The organism is Micromonospora noduli, assembly GCF_003264365.1.
Taxonomy (GTDB): Bacteria; Actinomycetota; Actinomycetes; order Mycobacteriales; family Micromonosporaceae; genus Micromonospora; species Micromonospora noduli.
Genome location: NZ_PYAK01000007.1, coordinates 76592 through 91835 on the forward strand (window position 1 = coordinate 76592; position 15244 = coordinate 91835).

General features: G+C 71.8%; 17 protein-coding genes. 14 read left to right on the top strand and 3 right to left on the bottom strand.

Going from position 1 to position 15244, the window contains the following annotated elements:
- Positions 1-44: 44 nt before the first annotated feature.
- The 3 genes from GUI43_RS08000 to GUI43_RS08010 all read left to right on the top strand — a co-directional run bounded on the left by GUI43_RS08000 (position 45) and on the right by GUI43_RS08010 (position 3532).
- The gene (locus GUI43_RS08000) at positions 45-797 is read left to right on the top strand and encodes a hypothetical protein (RefSeq protein WP_112581947.1); all 753 of its coding nucleotides are present in this window, start codon (positions 45-47) and stop codon (positions 795-797) included.
- Positions 798-799: 2 nt separating this feature from the next.
- Positions 800-1792 carry a nucleoside triphosphate pyrophosphohydrolase gene (locus GUI43_RS08005; protein WP_112698467.1) on the top strand — a complete coding sequence of 331 codons (993 nt, stop codon included), beginning with the start codon at positions 800-802 and terminating at the stop codon, positions 1790-1792.
- A gap of 120 nt (positions 1793-1912) precedes the next feature.
- The gene (locus GUI43_RS08010) at positions 1913-3532 is read left to right on the top strand and encodes a DUF885 domain-containing protein (protein WP_112698468.1); all 1620 of its coding nucleotides are present in this window, start codon (positions 1913-1915) and stop codon (positions 3530-3532) included.
- A 25-nt stretch (positions 3533-3557) separates the two neighbouring features.
- Here GUI43_RS08010 and nudC read toward each other — a convergent pair whose 3' ends face one another.
- Complete coding sequence (nudC, locus tag GUI43_RS08015; protein ID WP_112698469.1) at positions 3558-4427, bottom strand: NAD(+) diphosphatase; 870 nt, start codon at positions 4425-4427, stop codon at positions 3558-3560.
- Positions 4424-5119, bottom strand: a complete 696-nt coding sequence (locus GUI43_RS08020; RefSeq protein ID WP_112698470.1) for a hypothetical protein — start codon at positions 5117-5119, stop codon at positions 4424-4426. The genes nudC and GUI43_RS08020 overlap by 4 nt, the downstream gene beginning before the upstream one ends.
- A 213-nt stretch (positions 5120-5332) precedes the next feature.
- On the opposite strand from GUI43_RS08020, the gene eno reads away from it, so the two are divergent.
- The 4 genes from eno to GUI43_RS08040 are packed head-to-tail and all read left to right on the top strand — an operon-like array spanning position 5333 to position 8412.
- Positions 5333-6616 (top strand): phosphopyruvate hydratase, encoded by a 1284-nt coding sequence (eno, locus tag GUI43_RS08025; protein ID WP_112581954.1) that lies wholly within the window; start codon positions 5333-5335, stop codon positions 6614-6616.
- Between the two features lie 32 nt (positions 6617-6648).
- The gene (locus GUI43_RS08030) at positions 6649-7287 is read left to right on the top strand and encodes an FtsB family cell division protein (RefSeq protein ID WP_112601968.1); all 639 of its coding nucleotides are present in this window, start codon (positions 6649-6651) and stop codon (positions 7285-7287) included.
- A 34-nt stretch (positions 7288-7321) separates the two neighbouring features.
- Positions 7322-7879: a DUF501 domain-containing protein gene (locus GUI43_RS08035; RefSeq protein WP_112698510.1), complete on the top strand. Its 558-nt coding sequence runs from the start codon at positions 7322-7324 to the stop codon at positions 7877-7879.
- The gene (locus tag GUI43_RS08040; RefSeq protein WP_112581981.1) at positions 7876-8412 is read left to right on the top strand and encodes an amino-acid N-acetyltransferase; all 537 of its coding nucleotides are present in this window, start codon (positions 7876-7878) and stop codon (positions 8410-8412) included. The genes GUI43_RS08035 and GUI43_RS08040 overlap by 4 nt, the downstream gene beginning before the upstream one ends.
- A gap of 1 nt (position 8413) precedes the next feature.
- Here the strand turns inward: GUI43_RS08040 and GUI43_RS08045 are convergent, their stop codons facing one another.
- A complete protein-coding gene (locus GUI43_RS08045; protein WP_249037681.1) occupies positions 8414-9304 on the bottom strand; it encodes a CE1 family esterase in 891 nt (296 codons plus the stop codon).
- 97 nt (positions 9305-9401) lie between these two features.
- On the opposite strand from GUI43_RS08045, the gene GUI43_RS08050 reads away from it, so the two are divergent.
- From GUI43_RS08050 to GUI43_RS08080, 7 genes are all read left to right on the top strand, one after another.
- Positions 9402-10442, top strand: a complete 1041-nt coding sequence (locus GUI43_RS08050) for an ArsR/SmtB family transcription factor (RefSeq protein ID WP_146765874.1) — start codon at positions 9402-9404, stop codon at positions 10440-10442.
- Positions 10443-10464: 22 nt separating this feature from the next.
- Complete coding sequence (locus GUI43_RS08055; protein ID WP_112698473.1) at positions 10465-11394, top strand: Ppx/GppA phosphatase family protein; 930 nt, start codon at positions 10465-10467, stop codon at positions 11392-11394.
- 174 nt (positions 11395-11568) lie between these two features.
- Positions 11569-11901: a PadR family transcriptional regulator gene (locus GUI43_RS08060; protein WP_112581960.1), complete on the top strand. Its 333-nt coding sequence runs from the start codon at positions 11569-11571 to the stop codon at positions 11899-11901.
- Positions 11898-12917: an HAAS signaling domain-containing protein gene (locus GUI43_RS08065; RefSeq protein WP_112581961.1), complete on the top strand. Its 1020-nt coding sequence runs from the start codon at positions 11898-11900 to the stop codon at positions 12915-12917. Before GUI43_RS08060 ends, GUI43_RS08065 begins: the two co-directional genes overlap by 4 nt.
- Before the next feature lie 131 nt (positions 12918-13048).
- Positions 13049-13603 carry an LppU/SCO3897 family protein gene (locus GUI43_RS08070; RefSeq protein ID WP_112698474.1) on the top strand — a complete coding sequence of 185 codons (555 nt, stop codon included), beginning with the start codon at positions 13049-13051 and terminating at the stop codon, positions 13601-13603.
- A 199-nt stretch (positions 13604-13802) separates the two neighbouring features.
- Entirely contained in the window at positions 13803-14489 is a 687-nt protein-coding gene (locus tag GUI43_RS08075; RefSeq protein ID WP_112581964.1) for a dienelactone hydrolase family protein, read from the top strand.
- 19 nt (positions 14490-14508) lie between these two features.
- Positions 14509-15222 carry a uracil-DNA glycosylase gene (locus tag GUI43_RS08080; RefSeq protein ID WP_112581965.1) on the top strand — a complete coding sequence of 238 codons (714 nt, stop codon included), beginning with the start codon at positions 14509-14511 and terminating at the stop codon, positions 15220-15222.
- Positions 15223-15244 lie beyond the last annotated feature (22 nt).

Sequence of the window (15244 nt, forward strand, 5' to 3'; positions counted from 1 at the left end):
GGGGGCGTCACAACCCCGGGTGACGGCGTGAGAGAGTGACGGCTATGCGTGCTCGCCGTCTTGCCGCCGTCGCCACTGTGGCGCTCGGCCTCGTCGCCCTCTCCGGTTGCCGTGCTGAGCCTGGTATCGCCGCTTACATCGGTGACCAGCGCATCACCGACGTTCAGGTCACCACCGCGATGAAGGACCTGCGGACGAAGAACCCGGCGCCGGAGTCATCCGCCAGTGGGCAGCCCGAGGCGGCGCAACCGACCCTGCCCAAGGTGGCCGACGTGGTTCGGACCATGGTGCTGACCAAGGTGTGCGAGAAGCTCTCCGCCGAGAAGAACTACCAGCCGCGCGGCCAGGTGGCGGCCGACCAGGCCGCCCAGCAGCTCGGTCTCGCCCCGGAGACCGGGCACGTGCGGGAGGTGGCGAAGCTCTTCACCTGCCTGTCCGGGTTGCCGGCCGAGCCGGTCGAGCCGACCAAGGAGGAGATCGCCGACGTGATCGCCGCCGGGCGTGCGGCCGGCAAGATCCCAGCTGAGGTGACCGACGCGGACGCCGCCCAGCAGCTCGACGGCGAGCAGCTACGCGGCGCGCTGGCGACCAAGCGGATCCTGGCCGAGGCGGTCGGTCGTTACGACGTCACCGTCAGCCCTCGGTACCGTCCGCTTGAGTTCCCGCTGCTCAGCTTCGCCGGTGACGCACCCGCGGTGAGTGTGCCGTTGGGTGAGCCGGCCTCTGACGCGGTCACCGACATTTCCACCCCGGAGGGGCCGACCGGGACGCCGGAGGCCGAGGGCACGGCCAGCTGAGCATGACCGCACGGATCGTCCTCCTGGTCACCTCACCTCGGTTGCCCGCCGGCCTGTTGACGGCCGCGGCCTGGGACGTCGTACGCCAGCACCCGGTGTTGACCGGCGCGGACAGCGAGTTGACCACGGCCGTGCGCCAGGCGGGCGCCGAGGTCACCGTGGTGGACGGTCCGGCGACGCAGCCGTTGCTGGACGCGGTGGCGAAGCACGGCACTGTGGTGTGGCTGGCCGGTCCGGCGGGTGACGAGGCGCTGGCCCGGGAGTTGGGTCTGCGGCTGGCCCGGCAGCCCGGGTTGGCCGAGATGGAGTTGATGTACGGCTCGTGGGATCCGCCGGGTGCCCGGCTGCTCGACGCGGTGGCCGTGCTGGATCGACTGGCCTCTCCGGGTGGCGACCCGTGGAAGCGGGCGCAGACGCACCGCAGCCTCGCCGGTTACCTGCTGGAGGAGAGCTACGAGGCTTACGACGCCATCAGCGCCGACGACACCGACGCGCTGCGCGAGGAGTTGGGCGACGTGTTGTTGCAGGTGGTGCTGCACGCGCGGCTCGCCGAGGAGTTGCCCGAGGACGAGCGGTGGACCATCGACGACGTGGCCGGTGGTCTGGTCGACAAGATGATCCGGCGTAATCCGCACGTCTTCGCCGGTGCTGAGGCGGGCACCCTGGAGGAGATCACCGAGAACTGGGAGCGGATCAAGCGCGCGGAGAAGGCACGGCACTCGGTGTTGGACGGCGTGGCCCTGAGTCAGCCCGCGCTGGCCCTGGCAACGCAGATCCTCGGCCGCGCCGCCCGCAGGGGCATCGAGGTTCCGCCCCCGTTGGCGGACACCCAGGTGGACGCCGAAGCGCGACTGGGTGCCAGCCTGCTGGCAACGGTCGCCGCGGCCCGCGAGGCAGGCATCGACCCCGAGGCAGCCCTTCGCCGCGCCACCCTGGCCTACGCCGAAGCCATCCGCCAAGCCGAACCCCCACCCCCACCCGCCAGCCCGCGGTGATCAAGAGGTTTGCGTCAGGGTTCGGCTCGAGCCTGACGGAAACCTCTTGATCAACCCGACGGTGCGGGGGCGGTGGGCGGAACCGGCGGCCTGGGGTGGGGTGGTCGGTAGGGTGGGGCGGTGGAAGCGTTTGGGGTGCTGGCTGAGCGGGTTGTCGAGGCTTTACTGGAGTCGCGGCCGGGGGTTGCCACCGCCGCCGGGGACCACCGGTTCGACGACCGACTGCCGGACCTGTCCGCCGACGGGTTGACCGCCGATCGGGCGATGCTCTCCGACGCGGGGAACGCACTGTCCGAACTGGACCCAGACTCGCTCGACATCGATGAGCAGGTCGACCACGCGCTGCTCACCTCATTCGTGGACCGGGAGCTGTTCGAGCTGACCGAGATCCGCTCGCACGAGTGGGATCCGCTGCGGCACAACCCCGGCCCGCTGCTGCACCCGCTGCTGGCCCGCCCGTACGCCCCCGCGGACGTGCGGCTGACCCAACTGGCCGGCCGGCTCGCCGCCGTACCGGACGCCCTCGCCACCGCCCGCGCGACGCTGCGGGACATGCCGCGCATCCACGCGGAGACGGCGGTGGGGCAGTTCACCGGCACGGCCGCGCTGATCCGCGACGAGCTGCCGCCGTTGCTCGCCCAGGCGCCGGGCCACCTCGACCGGGTCGAGCCGGCGGCCACCGCCGCGATCGCCGCGCTGGAGGAGTTCGTCGCCTGGCTGCGTACCGGCCTGGCCGCCGATGCCGGCCCCGGCCGTGACCCGCGACTGGGCCGGCGTCGCTGGGAGGCACGGCTCTGGCACACCCTCGACACCGAGTTGGGCGCCGCCGAGATCCAGCGTCGCGCCTGGGCCAACCTGGACCGCGTCACCGCGGAGATCCGCGAGACCGCCGTCGAGCTGGTCGGCGGTCCGGCCGACGACGCGACAGTGCGTCGGGCGTTGGACCTGCTCGCCGGCGAGCACCCGAACGACGCGACGATCGTCGAGCTGGCCGGGGTGACCCTGGACGAGGCGACCGACTTCGTCCGCGCACACGACCTGGTCACACTGGTCGACGACCGCTGCGTGATCCAGGAGATGCCGGAGTTCGCCCGGGGGGTCGCGGTGGCGTACTGCGACGCGCCCGGCCCGCTGGAGACCGCCGTCGTGCCGACCTTCTACTGCATCGCGCCCACCCCGTCGGAGTGGCCGGCACAGCGGGTCGAGTCGTTCTACCGCGAATACAACGACCACATGATCCGCAACCTCACCGTGCACGAGGCGATGCCGGGGCACTTCCTCCAGCTCGCCCACGCCCGCCGCTACGTCGGTGGGACGCGGGTCCGCGCGCTGGCCGAGTCCGGCCCGTTCATCGAGGGCTGGGCGGTCTACGCGGAGGAGCTGATGACGGGGCTCGGCTTCGGCGGTCTTCCGGTGCGGTTGCAGCAGCTCAAGATGCAACTGCGAATGACCATCAACGCGCTGCTCGACCAGTTGGTGCACGCCGAGGACCTGCCCGAGGCCGAGGCGATGGCGTTGATGACCGGGCGCGGCTTCCAGGAGGAGGGCGAGGCGGCCGGCAAGTGGCGGCGCGCGCAGCTGACCTCCACCCAGCTCTCCACCTACTTCGTCGGGTACAGCGAGGTGGCCGAGATCGCCGCCGCCCGCCCCGACGGGGTGTCGGTCCGCGACTGGCACGACGCGATGCTCGCCCACGACTGCCCGCCCCCGCGCCACCTGCGCACCCTGCTCGGTCTCTGAGCAGAAAGCGCGGGCGGCGCGGGTTTCAGCGCCGCCCGGCGGTCACCGTCGCGTCGATGAGCCAGCGCGAGATGGAGTACGCGGGCGGCAGTTGCGCCGGCAGCGCATCCAGGCCGAACCACTGAGCCCTGGTCAGCTCCCGCCCGTCGACCACCGGTTCGGCGTGCGGGTCGGCGGCACGGGCGGTGAAGCCGGCGAGCAGCACGCCCGGGCCGGAGATCGCCCACGGTTGGCTGCCGAAGTAGGCCAGCCGGTCGACGGGCAGCCCGACCTCCTCGCCGACCTCCCGGTGTACCGCCGCCTCAAGTGTCTCGCCGGCTTCGACGAAGCCGGCCACCAGCGCCCACAGCCCGGTCGGACCGGTGGCGTGCCGGACCAGCAGCAGCTCGTCAACGTGCCCGGGTGGGCCGGTCCGGGTGATCGCCACCAGTACGGCGGCGGAGAGCTGCATCGGCACGTACAGGCCGCAGTCGGGGCACTGTCGGGCGGTCTCGCCGGGTCGGTCGGTCAGTTCCGCTCGGCAGGCGCCGCACCACCGGTGAGTACGCCGCCAGGTCAGCACCGCCAGCGCCCGGCCGGCGAGCGTGGCGTGCGGCTCCGGCACCTCGGCGGCGAGTGACGCCCAGGCGCGCGCCGGACCGGGAAGGTCGTTGGCTGTGGTGGTCAGGTCGGCGCCCCAGGCGGGCACTCCGTCGAGCGTGCCCAGCGGCACCCAGTCAGTGTCGGCGGGCAGGTCGGCGACGCGGAGGAGTTGGCCGTCGACGCCGGTCAGCAGCTTCGCGCCGGTCACCGGCAGGGCCAGGTCACCGGGGCCGGGAGGCAGGCTCCGATCGGCCCCGGGCAGGAACCCACCGGGCGGCGCGACGGTTGGGGGCTCGTCCGGTCGGTCGGTCACGAGCCGCCGGGGCGGCGGTCGACGACATCGGCGCCGGCGGGCGGTTCGAACGCGGCCTCGTCGACGGTCGCGGAGTAGTTGCTCAGTGCCAGCTCCATCGGCTTGCCGTCGACCGGCCCGGTGAAGCTGCCGAGCACGCCCTCGGTGGTCACGCAGGCGGTGAAGTCGCCGGACGACGAGCTCTGCACCGCGACGCAGGCGGCGTGGTGCCCGGCGACGGTGGTGTCACTCTGCTTGATGACCGCCTGTGGGTCGAGCGCGGCGGCGGTGAGCAGCCCGACCACCACCGGCGGCGTGACGAGGCCCTGCTGGTTGGCCTCACCGAACAGCGTCACTGTGGGCTTGCTGCCCGGGGTGGGTGGGGTGATCAGCGTGCACTGCGGGCGGGCGCCGGTCGTCGTGCACCGGGTGATGGCCTCCGGGGTGACGGTGAGTTGCCCGCCCGGATAGGTGTAGGTGGATCGCGCCGGGTCCTGTGCCTGCGCGATCGCGGCGCGCTGGCCGCCGGGCAACTGGTAGTCGGCCGAGTAGGTCAACTCCAGTGCCCGATCGAGCCGGGCGGCGAGGTCGTTGACGAGTTCCGAGCGGCCCATGGCGACTCCGGCGTCCTCGAATGTCTGACAGCCGGTGACCGTGAGCGACGCGATGACCGACACGGCGAGCATGCGGAGGGTGGTCGAGGCGGCGGGCATGGCGACCAGCCTGGTGGATCTGGTCCGCGCAGCGCAAACCCGTTGCCGGTTGACGCCCGGAAATCCGGGAATGTCCGTCAACGCGGGGTGACCCGGGTGCGCGGGCGACGCCGTGCCCGTTCGCGTCGCCCGATACGCTGCGTTCAACACCTGCCTCAGCCGCACCGTCGCGGCCCACCCACGGACCGGATCACAACAACGAGGAGCGACTTAGTGGCAACCATCGAGGGAATCGTCGCCCGGGAGATTCTCGACTCGCGGGGCAACCCGACGGTCGAGGTCGAGGTCGGTCTGGACGACGGCACGGTAGCCCGCGCCGCCGTGCCCTCCGGCGCCTCCACCGGCGCCTTCGAGGCGATCGAGCTGCGCGACGGTGACGCCGACCGCTACCAGGGCAAGGGCGTGGAGAAGGCGGTCTCCAACGTCGAAGACAAGATCGTCGACCAGATCATCGGGTACGAGGCCAGCGAGCAGCGGCTGATCGACCAGAAGATGCTCGACATCGACGGCACGGAGAGCAAGTCGGAGCTGGGCGCGAACGCCATCCTCGGGGTCTCCCTGGCGGTGGCGAAGGCCGCTGCCGGCAGCGCCGAGCTGAGCCTCTTCCGCTACCTGGGCGGCCCGAACGCGCACCTCCTGCCCGTGCCGATGATGAACATCCTCAACGGTGGCGCGCACGCCGACTCGAACGTCGACATCCAGGAGTTCATGATCGCGCCGATCGGCGCGCCCACCTTCCGTGAGGCGCTGCGCTCGGGCGCGGAGGTCTACCACGCGCTGAAGTCGGTGCTCAAGAAGAAGGGCCTCTCCACCGGGCTCGGCGACGAGGGTGGCTTCGCGCCGAACCTGCCGACGAACGCGGCGGCTCTGGACCTGATCGCCGAGGCGGTCGAGAAGGCCGGTTACCGGCTCGGCACCGACATCGTGTTCGCGCTCGACGTGGCGGCCACGGAGTTCTTCGACAACGGCACCTACACGTTCGAGGGTGCCTCGAAGTCCGCCGATGAGATGAGCACCTACTACACGAAGCTCGCCGACGAGTACCCGATCGTGTCGATCGAGGACCCGCTGGCCGAGGACGACTGGAGCGGTTGGCAGACGCTGACCGCCTCGATCGGCGACCGGGTGCAGATCGTCGGTGACGACCTGTTCGTGACCAACCCGCAGCGCATCGCCCGCGGCATCGCGGAGAAGGCGGCGAACGCCGTTCTCGTCAAGGTCAACCAGATCGGCTCGCTGACCGAGACCCTGGACGCGGTGGACCTGGCCCACCGGGCCGGCTTCAAGTGCATGATGAGCCACCGGTCCGGCGAGACCGAGGACACCACCATCGCCGACCTGGCGGTGGCCACCGGCTGCGGCCAGATCAAGACCGGCGCCCCGGCCCGCTCGGACCGTGTCGCCAAGTACAACCAGCTGCTCCGGATCGAGGAGGAGCTGGCCGACGCGGCGCGCTACGCCGGCGCTGGCGCGTTCCCGCGCTACCGTTCGGCCTGAGACGCACGAAGCCTCGGGGGAGGGGTGTGACGATGCAGCAGCGCCGCACACCGGGTGGTCAGCGTCCCGCCCGCCGGCCGGGTCAGTCCGGTCGGCCGGGCGGCGGGCGTGCCACGCGGGGATCGGTCCGGGAGGCCGGCGTACGCGCCGAGCCGCGCGCAGCCGGTCGCGCGCCGGGTGCTGCCCGCGGCGCCGAAGGCGTGCGCTCCGCGAATCGTCCCGCCGCCGCTCGGCGTACCGCTGCCGCTGGTTCCGTGAAGCGGCTCGCCGCACCCCACCCCCGTCGCTTCACCGGCCGGGCCACAGTGCTGTTCGCGGTCCTGATCGCGCTCGCTCTGGCCTACACCTACCCGGTTCGGGTCTACCTGGACCAGCAGGCCGACATCGAGCGGATGGAGGCGGCCCAGGCGGTGCAGGAGCGGGAGATCGCGAAGCTCGCCGCCGAGGCCGCCAACTGGAAAGACGACGAGTTCATCAAGACGCAGGCTCGGGAGCGGTTCTTCATGGGCGAGCCGGGCGAGAAGATGATGGTGGTGCTGCACGACCCGGAGGGCGCCGCCCGGGACGCCGGCAAGTCGGCCGGTACGGCCCCGCCAACCGGGCCGGTGACCTGGTACGACACGCTCTGGTCGAGCGTGCGGGCGGCGGACAGCCAGCAGCCGGGCCAGTGATCCACCGACCAGCACACCAGGAGAGATGGGCACCGTGACTGTCGTACCACCGTCGGAGCCGGCGGCGGATTCCGTTCCCCTGCCGCAGCGCGAGCCGGCCACCGAGGCGGACCTGGCCGCGGTGGCCGCGCAACTGGGCCGGACGCCCCGGGGCACCCGGGCGGTGGCCCACCGGTGCCCGTGTGGCCTTCCCGACGTGGTGGAGACGACCCCCCGCCTCGCCGACGGCACCCCGTTCCCGACGCTCTACTACCTGACCTGCCCTCGGGCCACCGCCGCGTGCAGCCGACTCGAGTCGGCGGGGCTGATGAAGGAGATGGCGGACCGGCTGACGACGGACCCGGAGTTGGCCGCCCACTACCGCGCCGCGCACGAGGACTACCTCTCCCGCCGGGAGGCGATCGGCGAGGTGCCGGAGATCGCCGGCATCTCGGCCGGCGGGATGCCGGGCCGGGTGAAGTGCCTGCACGTGCACCTGGGTCACGCGCTGGGCGCCGGCCCCGGGGTGAACCCGTTCGGCGACGAGACGTTGGGCCTGGTCGAGCCCTGGTGGTCGGCGGGGCCGTGCGTGGACGTGCCGGCGGCCGAATGAGCACGCAGGCCGGGTCCGAGGCACCCGAGAGTCAGATCCTCGTACGGCGGGCCCGCACCGGGGACGTGCGGGGCATCCGACGACTCGTCGACACCTACACCGACGACCGGCGGCTGCTGAGCAAGGCGACAGTCACCCTCTACGAGCAGGTGCAGGAGTTCCGGGTCGCGGTCCGGGCCGAGGACGACGTCGTGGTGGGTTGCGGTGCGCTGCACGTCATGTGGGAGGACCTGGCCGAGATCCGCACGGTGGCGGTGGACCCGGTCTGTCGGGGCCGGCGGATCGGGCACCGGCTGGTGGGCGAGCTGATCGACGCGGCCCGGGAGTTGGGCGTGGCGCGGATCTTTGTGCTCACCTTCGAGACGCAGTTCTTCGGCGCGTTCGGTTTCCGCGAGATCGACGGCGCTCCGGTGCCGCAGCCGGTCTACGAGCAGCTGCTGCGCTCGTACGACGAGGGTGTCGCGGAGTTCCTCGACCTGGAGCGGGTCAAGCCGAACACGCTGGGCAACACCCGGATGCTGCTGCGCCTGTAGGTCAGGCCTTGCGCGGGTGGGCGGCGAAGAACTCCCACATCAGGTCGGTGGCGGACAGCCCCGCGGAGGATGCGGCGAGTTGGCCCGTTGTCGCTCCCGGCCAACTGTGGCCCATGTCGGCGATCGTGTAGACGCTGACCTCGCTGCCGTCCGCGCAGCCCGCCACCGTGTGCGTCACACCCGGCACCCCGGACGCCTTCGGGCTCGGCCGGCAGCCGAGCCGCTGCTGCCAGGTCCGCATGCCGGCCTGGAAGATCGAGGCGTAGCGGTCCTGGCCGCCGATGAAGGTGATCACGGAGACCGGGCTCTTCGGCACGTAACTGTCGGCGGTGGTCAGATTTCCGCTGTAACCACCGCTGACCACCCCGATCGCGGCGAACCTGCCAGTGCTCTCCACCGCCGTCCGGAAGCTCATGTCGCCGCCGTTCGAGATGCCGGTGAGGAACACGCGGTTCGGGTCCGCGTGCCAGGTCTGCACCAGATGGTCGGTGAGGGCGTTGAGGAAGCCGACGTCGTCCGCGCCGCCGCAGCAGACCAGCGCGTTGAAGCCACCGCCCTGCCCGTCGGGGTAGGCGACCAGCACGTTGTCCTTGTCGGCTTTGGCGTCCAGGCCCGCCAACTCCCGCATCGAGGATCCGAGGCCGGGATAGAAGTGCAGCGCGATGACCAGCGCGGAGGGCCTGCCCGGGTCGTACCCCGGGGGCGCGTGCAGCAAGTAGGTGCGGTCGAGTCCGTTGTGGTGCAGGGTGAGATGGTGGTCACCGGCCGCCGGTCGTTCGCTCGACGCGGACGATGCGGCTGGCGGGGCCGACGAGGGTTGCCCCCGCTCACCACAAGCTGCGGCAACGACCATGAGGCAGAGCCCCGTCAACACCGCCACTGTTCGCCGCACGCCGGCCACCCCCCGTCGACCCCGCAGTCCACACTGGAGAGCGTTCGGCCGCGGATCAACCCTTTCGGTCCTGGGCGAAGGCAGGCAGGCTATTGCCATGCTTCGCCTCCAGCTCGGGTCGGCCGACCTGTGCCGGGTGCGGTTCGCCGATCGACTGCATCCGGTCGGGATCGCGCTGCTGGCTGGTCAGTGGCTGCGCGATCCCACTGTCGCGGCGATGGCGCCGGCCCTGGCCGAGCGTGCGGCAGCGGCCGAGGGCACGGCTGCCGCCCAGGCTGCCACAGCGGTGCTGCGGCACCTGCTGCCCGACCGGGGACGTCTGCCGGACTTCGTCACTCCCTTCGACGGCCTGGAGTCGGTCGAGGCCGGTCTGGAGGCGATCCGGGCCACCCCGGCGCGGCGGGTCCGCGCCGAGGTCACCCTGGCCTACGCGGACACGTCGGCCAGCCTGCTGCGGCGGCGGTTCGCGGCGGCCGACCCGGAGGTGCTGGACCTGTTCGGCGGGGCCGTGCGGACCTGGTTCGACGCGGTGCTCGAACCGCACTGGGCCGAGCTGGTGTCCGCGTACCGTCAGCAGGTGGCATCCGCCAGCCAGCGGCTGGCGCAGCACGGACTGGCCGAACTCTTCGCGGGTCTGCACCCGGGGATCCGGTGGCGGGAGCCGGTGCTGGAGGTACGCACGTGGTGGGACGGCGATCTCCCCGGCACCGGCCACGGGATCATCCTGCTGCCCTCACCGTTGGCCGGGCCGCGGCCTCGGGTGCTTGTCGAGCAGGGCTTCCCGATCCTGCTCGTCTACCCGGTGGTCATGCCCGCGCGCGGGGCTCCCGCCGACGACGATGCCCTCGGTCGGCTGCTCGGCGTCACCCGGGCGCTGGTGCTGCGCCGGCTGGCGACCGACGGCGGGTTGACCACCACCGTGTTGTCCCGGGCGGTCGGGATCAGTCTCTCCTCGGCCTCGGAGCACGCCCGCGCGCTGCGGACCGCCGGTCTGGTGACCAGCGAGCGGGAGGGCGGGGCCGTCCGGCATCACCTGACCGCGCTCGGGTTGGGGTTGTTGCGGGGCCGGTCGGGGGACCTGGGCGACTCGTGGCCCACGCCCAACCAAGCCGCCGGGTGGCCGCCCGTCCTGCCGTAAGGTTGCTGCCGTGACGACGCGTGTGGCGGCCATCGACTGCGGGACCAACTCGATCCGACTGCTGGTCGCCGACCTGCCCGACGCCTCGGCCGGGCCGCAGGCGCCGCTGGTCGACCTGACCCGGCGGATGGAGATCGTCCGCCTGGGGCAGGGCGTGGACCGCACCGGCCGACTGGCGCCGGAGGCGATCGAGCGGACCCGGGTGGCGTTGGCGTCGTACGCCGCCGACATCGAGAAGCTGGGCGCGCAGCGGGTGCGGATGTGTGCCACCTCGGCTTCGCGCGATGCCGCCAACGCCGCCGACTTCACCGAGATGGTGCGGGCCACCCTCGGTGTCGCGCCCGAGGTGGTCAGCGGCGACGAGGAGGCCCGGTTGTCGTTCACCGGCGCGGTGCGCGGGCTGCCCGCCGACGCGAAGGAGCCGTTCCTGGTCGTCGACATCGGTGGTGGTTCCACCGAGTTCGTGGTCGGTGACCGGGCCGCCGGGGTGCGGTCGGCGATCTCGGTGGACATCGGCTGCGTCCGGATGACCGAGCGGCACCTGCCCGGTGACCCGCCGACGGCCGAGCAGGTCGAGGCGGCGCAGGCCGACATCGCTGCGGTGGTGGACCAGGCGCTCGCCGTGGTGCCCGGTCGCGAGGCGGCCACCCTGGTCGGCCTCGCCGGGTCGGTCACCACAGTGGTCGCCCTGGCGCAGGGGCTGCGGGAGTACGACCCGGAGCGCATCCACCACGCCCGGGTGTCGTACGAGGAGGTCGCCCGGGTGACAGCGGAGCTGCTGGGTCAGACCCGTGCGCAGCGGTTGGCGAACCCGGTGATGCACCCGGGCCGCGCCGACGTGATCGGCGCAGGTGCCCTGGTGCTTCGCGTGATCATGGAGCGGGCCGGGATGCCGTCGGTGGTCGCCTCGGAGCACGACATCCTCGACGGGATCGCCTGGAGCGTCCGGTAAGCCACCGCGCGCGCGGAGTTGATCAACTCGCCTTCATTGAAGTCGTGGTGTCCAGGTGCCTCGGATGCCCCGATTTCCTGAAAACCGAGTCGATCAGCGCCCCGGCGCCTCACTGGCGGCGTGTCGGGGCGGATGCGTTGACGCTACTTCGCATTACGCAGTAGTGTGCAATGCGTGGACACCACACAGTTGTTGAAGGGCGTGCTTGATCTGGCCGTCCTGGCCGTGCTCCGAGAGGAGGACGGTTACGGTTACGACATCCTGCGCCGGCTGCGCGAGGCCGGCCTGGAGGAGGTCGGTGACGCCTCGGTCTACGGGACGCTGCGCCGCCTCTTCGCCGCCGGCCTGCTCACCACCTACGTCGTGCCGAGCGAATCCGGGCCGCACCGCAAGTACTACTCACTCAACGCCGCGGGGCGTGACCAGTTGACCCGCTCCGGCAAGCTCTGGCGCTCGTTCGCCACCACAATGGACACTCTGCTCGACGATCGGGGGGTGGCGGCATGACCGTCGCGGAGCAGGAGATCACCGACTATGTGGCGCGAGTCCGGGCCGCTCTGGCCGACCTGCCGCCCGGGCAACGCGACGAGTTGACCGAGGATCTCGCCGACCACCTCACCGAGGTCGCCGCCGAGGCCGAGGGCACCCTGGTCGAGCGGTTGGGTGAGCCCGAGACGTACGCCGCCGAGCTGCGCGCCGCTGCCGGCGCCGCGCCGGGCAGCGGGCGCAACCTCGACCAGCGGGTGGCGAGCGCGATGGCCCGGGTCCGCGGCCGGCTGCGCGCCATGGACACCCGGCTCGGCCCACCCCTGGGGTACGAGACGGCCAGCGACTTCCTCCGACTGTTGCGCCCGGCCTGGTGGGTGCTGCGCGGTTATCTGGCGGCGATGCTGGTCACCGTGATCACCACCGGTGGCGAATTCGGGCTACTGCCGAGGTTCGGCGGTGAGCTGCTCGCCGGCCTGATCATGCTGATCGGCTTCGTGCTCGGCTCCATCTGGATCGGTCGCCGTTCGGCCCAGCTGACCCGCTGGCCGCGCTCGGTCGTGCAGGTCGCCAGCGTGGTGCTGGTGGTCTTCGCGTTCGCCGCGCTGATCCAGGCCGAGGACCGGATGCGCTACGGCGACTACGGCTACGACCAGACCGCTGTCGACAGCCAGTACGACCGGGTCCGGGACGTCTTCGTCTACGACAGCGAGGGCCGCCTGGTGGAGAATGCCCGGCTCTTCGACCAGAACGGCAACCCGATCCGGCTCGGCTACCCGGACTGCTCCGAAGACGCCTATGAAAAGCAGACGCTGCGGGCGTACCCGTACTGCCCGGAGCAGGCGCCCTTCGTGCCCCGCGCACCGGGCGCGCCCCTACCGCCTGTGTCGCCCACCAGCACGTCGGACCCGACCAGCACGCCGGACCCGAGCGGCACACCGGGGGAGACCGGGACGCCGCTGCCGACCGGTACGGCCACCGGCCTGCCGCCGAGCGGAACGCCAACCCCCACGCCCACTCCCACCCCGACGCGCTGAACCCAGGGTGTGAACTGGATCATGCTGACGAAGCTGGGAAATAGCTGAACGGACGAGGCGAGCGGGACGGCACCGGAAATCAATGATCGTTACGGTGTCGTCTGCTCATCAACCCCTCGGAAGGAACCCCCGTGTCAGAGCAGGTCGCACCGCCCCCCGCGCCCGACGCCGCAACCCCTGAGCCGGCCGTCGAGACGCCGCAAGCGGCCGCGCCGCAGTCTGCCGCGCAGCAGCCGCAGACGCCCGAGCAGCAGCCGGCCGCCGAGCACCAGCCGACGGCCGAGCCGAAGGCGGAGAAGTCCGGTGCGAAGAAGGCCATCGGCATCGTCGGTGCGGTCCTCGCCGTCGTCGTCATCGCCGGCCTGAAGTTCGGTGTCGCCTCGGCGATCGGCAACTACTTCAACAAGGACGAGACCGCAGCCGCCAAGACCGGCGACTGCATCGCCGAGCTGCCCGAGATCACCGGCACCGAGCAGGAGGAGGTCGACGGCGCCAAGGTCGTCGAGTGCACCTCCACCGACGCGGCGTACAGCGTGGTCGGCCGGGTGGACGGCCAGAGCGAGGCGCAGGCCAAGGCCGACACCACCTGCACCCAGTTCTTCAAGGAGGGCCAGGAGGGGTACGTCTTCTCCAGCATCGAGCCGGGCAAGACGGGCTACGTGCTCTGCCTGACCAAGAAGGTCTGACCACAGCGGTAGCTCGGCATCGACGGCGGCGGGAGCGGACCCCGCCGCCGTCGGCGTACCCGGAGTCACCGGGGGGCGAACGGGAGGTGAATGCCACTGTTCCGGCGTCTTCCCGACGGCCGCGCGGCGTGGCAGGCTACCGGCACGTAGGACCACTGGGCGACCAGCCAACGATGACTGACCGCTAGGAGGACGGCCCATGGGCGAAATGGTGAGCTACCGCAGCAACGGGGGCACGAGCGAGGGGTATCTCGCGATACCCGCCAGCGGCACGGCCAGCCCCGCCGTCATCGTCATTCAGGAATGGTGGGGTCTGGTCCCGCACATCCGGTCGGTGGCGGACCGGTTCGCCGAGGCCGGCTTCGTCGCCCTCGCCCCGGACTTCTACCACGGTGAGACGACCAGCGAGCCGGACGAGGCGCAGCGGCTCCTGCTGGCCATGCGGATGGACGAGGCGGCGAAGGACATCGCCGGAGCGGCCGACTATCTCGCCGGGCGGCCCGAGGTCACCGGTAAGGTCGGTGCCGTGGGCTTCTGCGCCGGTGGCAGCCTGGCCCTCTGGTCGGCCACCATCTCCGAGCGGATCGTCGCGACCGCCGGCTTCTATCCCGTGCTGCCCTGGGAGTCGATGCGCCCCGACTGGGCCGACTACGCCGGCAAGGCAGCGGTCATCCACTGCTCCGAAGAGGACGGCACCTCGGCCAACGACGGCGTACAGACCGCCCGGCGGGCCATCGAAGAAGCCGGCGGCGACTGCCACCTCTACGACTACCCGGGCACCTCGCACGCCTTCTTCAATGACGACCGGCCGGAGGCGTTCGACCAGCGCGCCGCCGCCAGCGCCTGGGCCCGCACCCTGGAACTCTTCCGGGCCAAGCTTGGCTGAGACGCGTACCCCCGCACAGGTGGTCGCCCGCGCAGCGCGGGCGACCGACCTGGCCGACCTCGACGCGGCGGTGAGCGACTGCTTCGCCTGCCCGCGGCTGGTCCAGTGGCGGGAGGAGGTCGCCCGCACCCGCCGGGCCGCCTTCCGCGACCAGGAGTACTGGGGTCGACCGGTGCCGGGCCTCGGCACGGGTGACGCCCGGATCGCCATCCTCGGGCTGGCGCCGGCCGCACACGGCGGCAACCGCACCGGCCGGATCTTCACCGGTGACCGGTCGGGTGACGTGCTGTTCGCCGCGCTGCACCGGGCCGGGCTGGCCAACCAGCCGACCAGCGTCGCCGCCGACGACGGGCTCACAGTGCGCGATCTGCGGATCTTCTCGGCCGTCCGGTGTGCGCCTCCGGACAACAAACCGACCCCAGTGGAACGGGACACCTGCGCACCCTGGCTGCACCGCGAGGTCACGTTGATCCGGCCCACGCTGCGGGTCGTGGTCGCGCTGGGCGCGTTCGCCTGGGCCGCGTGGTGGCCGGTGCTCCGCGCGGTGTACGGGCAGCCCCCGCCCAGCCCGCGACCGGTGTTCGGGCATGGGGCACACTGGTCCGGCACGAACGCCCCGGACTTGCTCGGCTGCTACCACGTCAGTCAGCAGAACACCTTCACGGGGCGGTTGACACCAGGGATGTTGGACGACGTCTTCGGCCAGGCTAAACAGCTGGCCGGAGTGGACTGAGACGACGCGTGGGGTGGTGGCG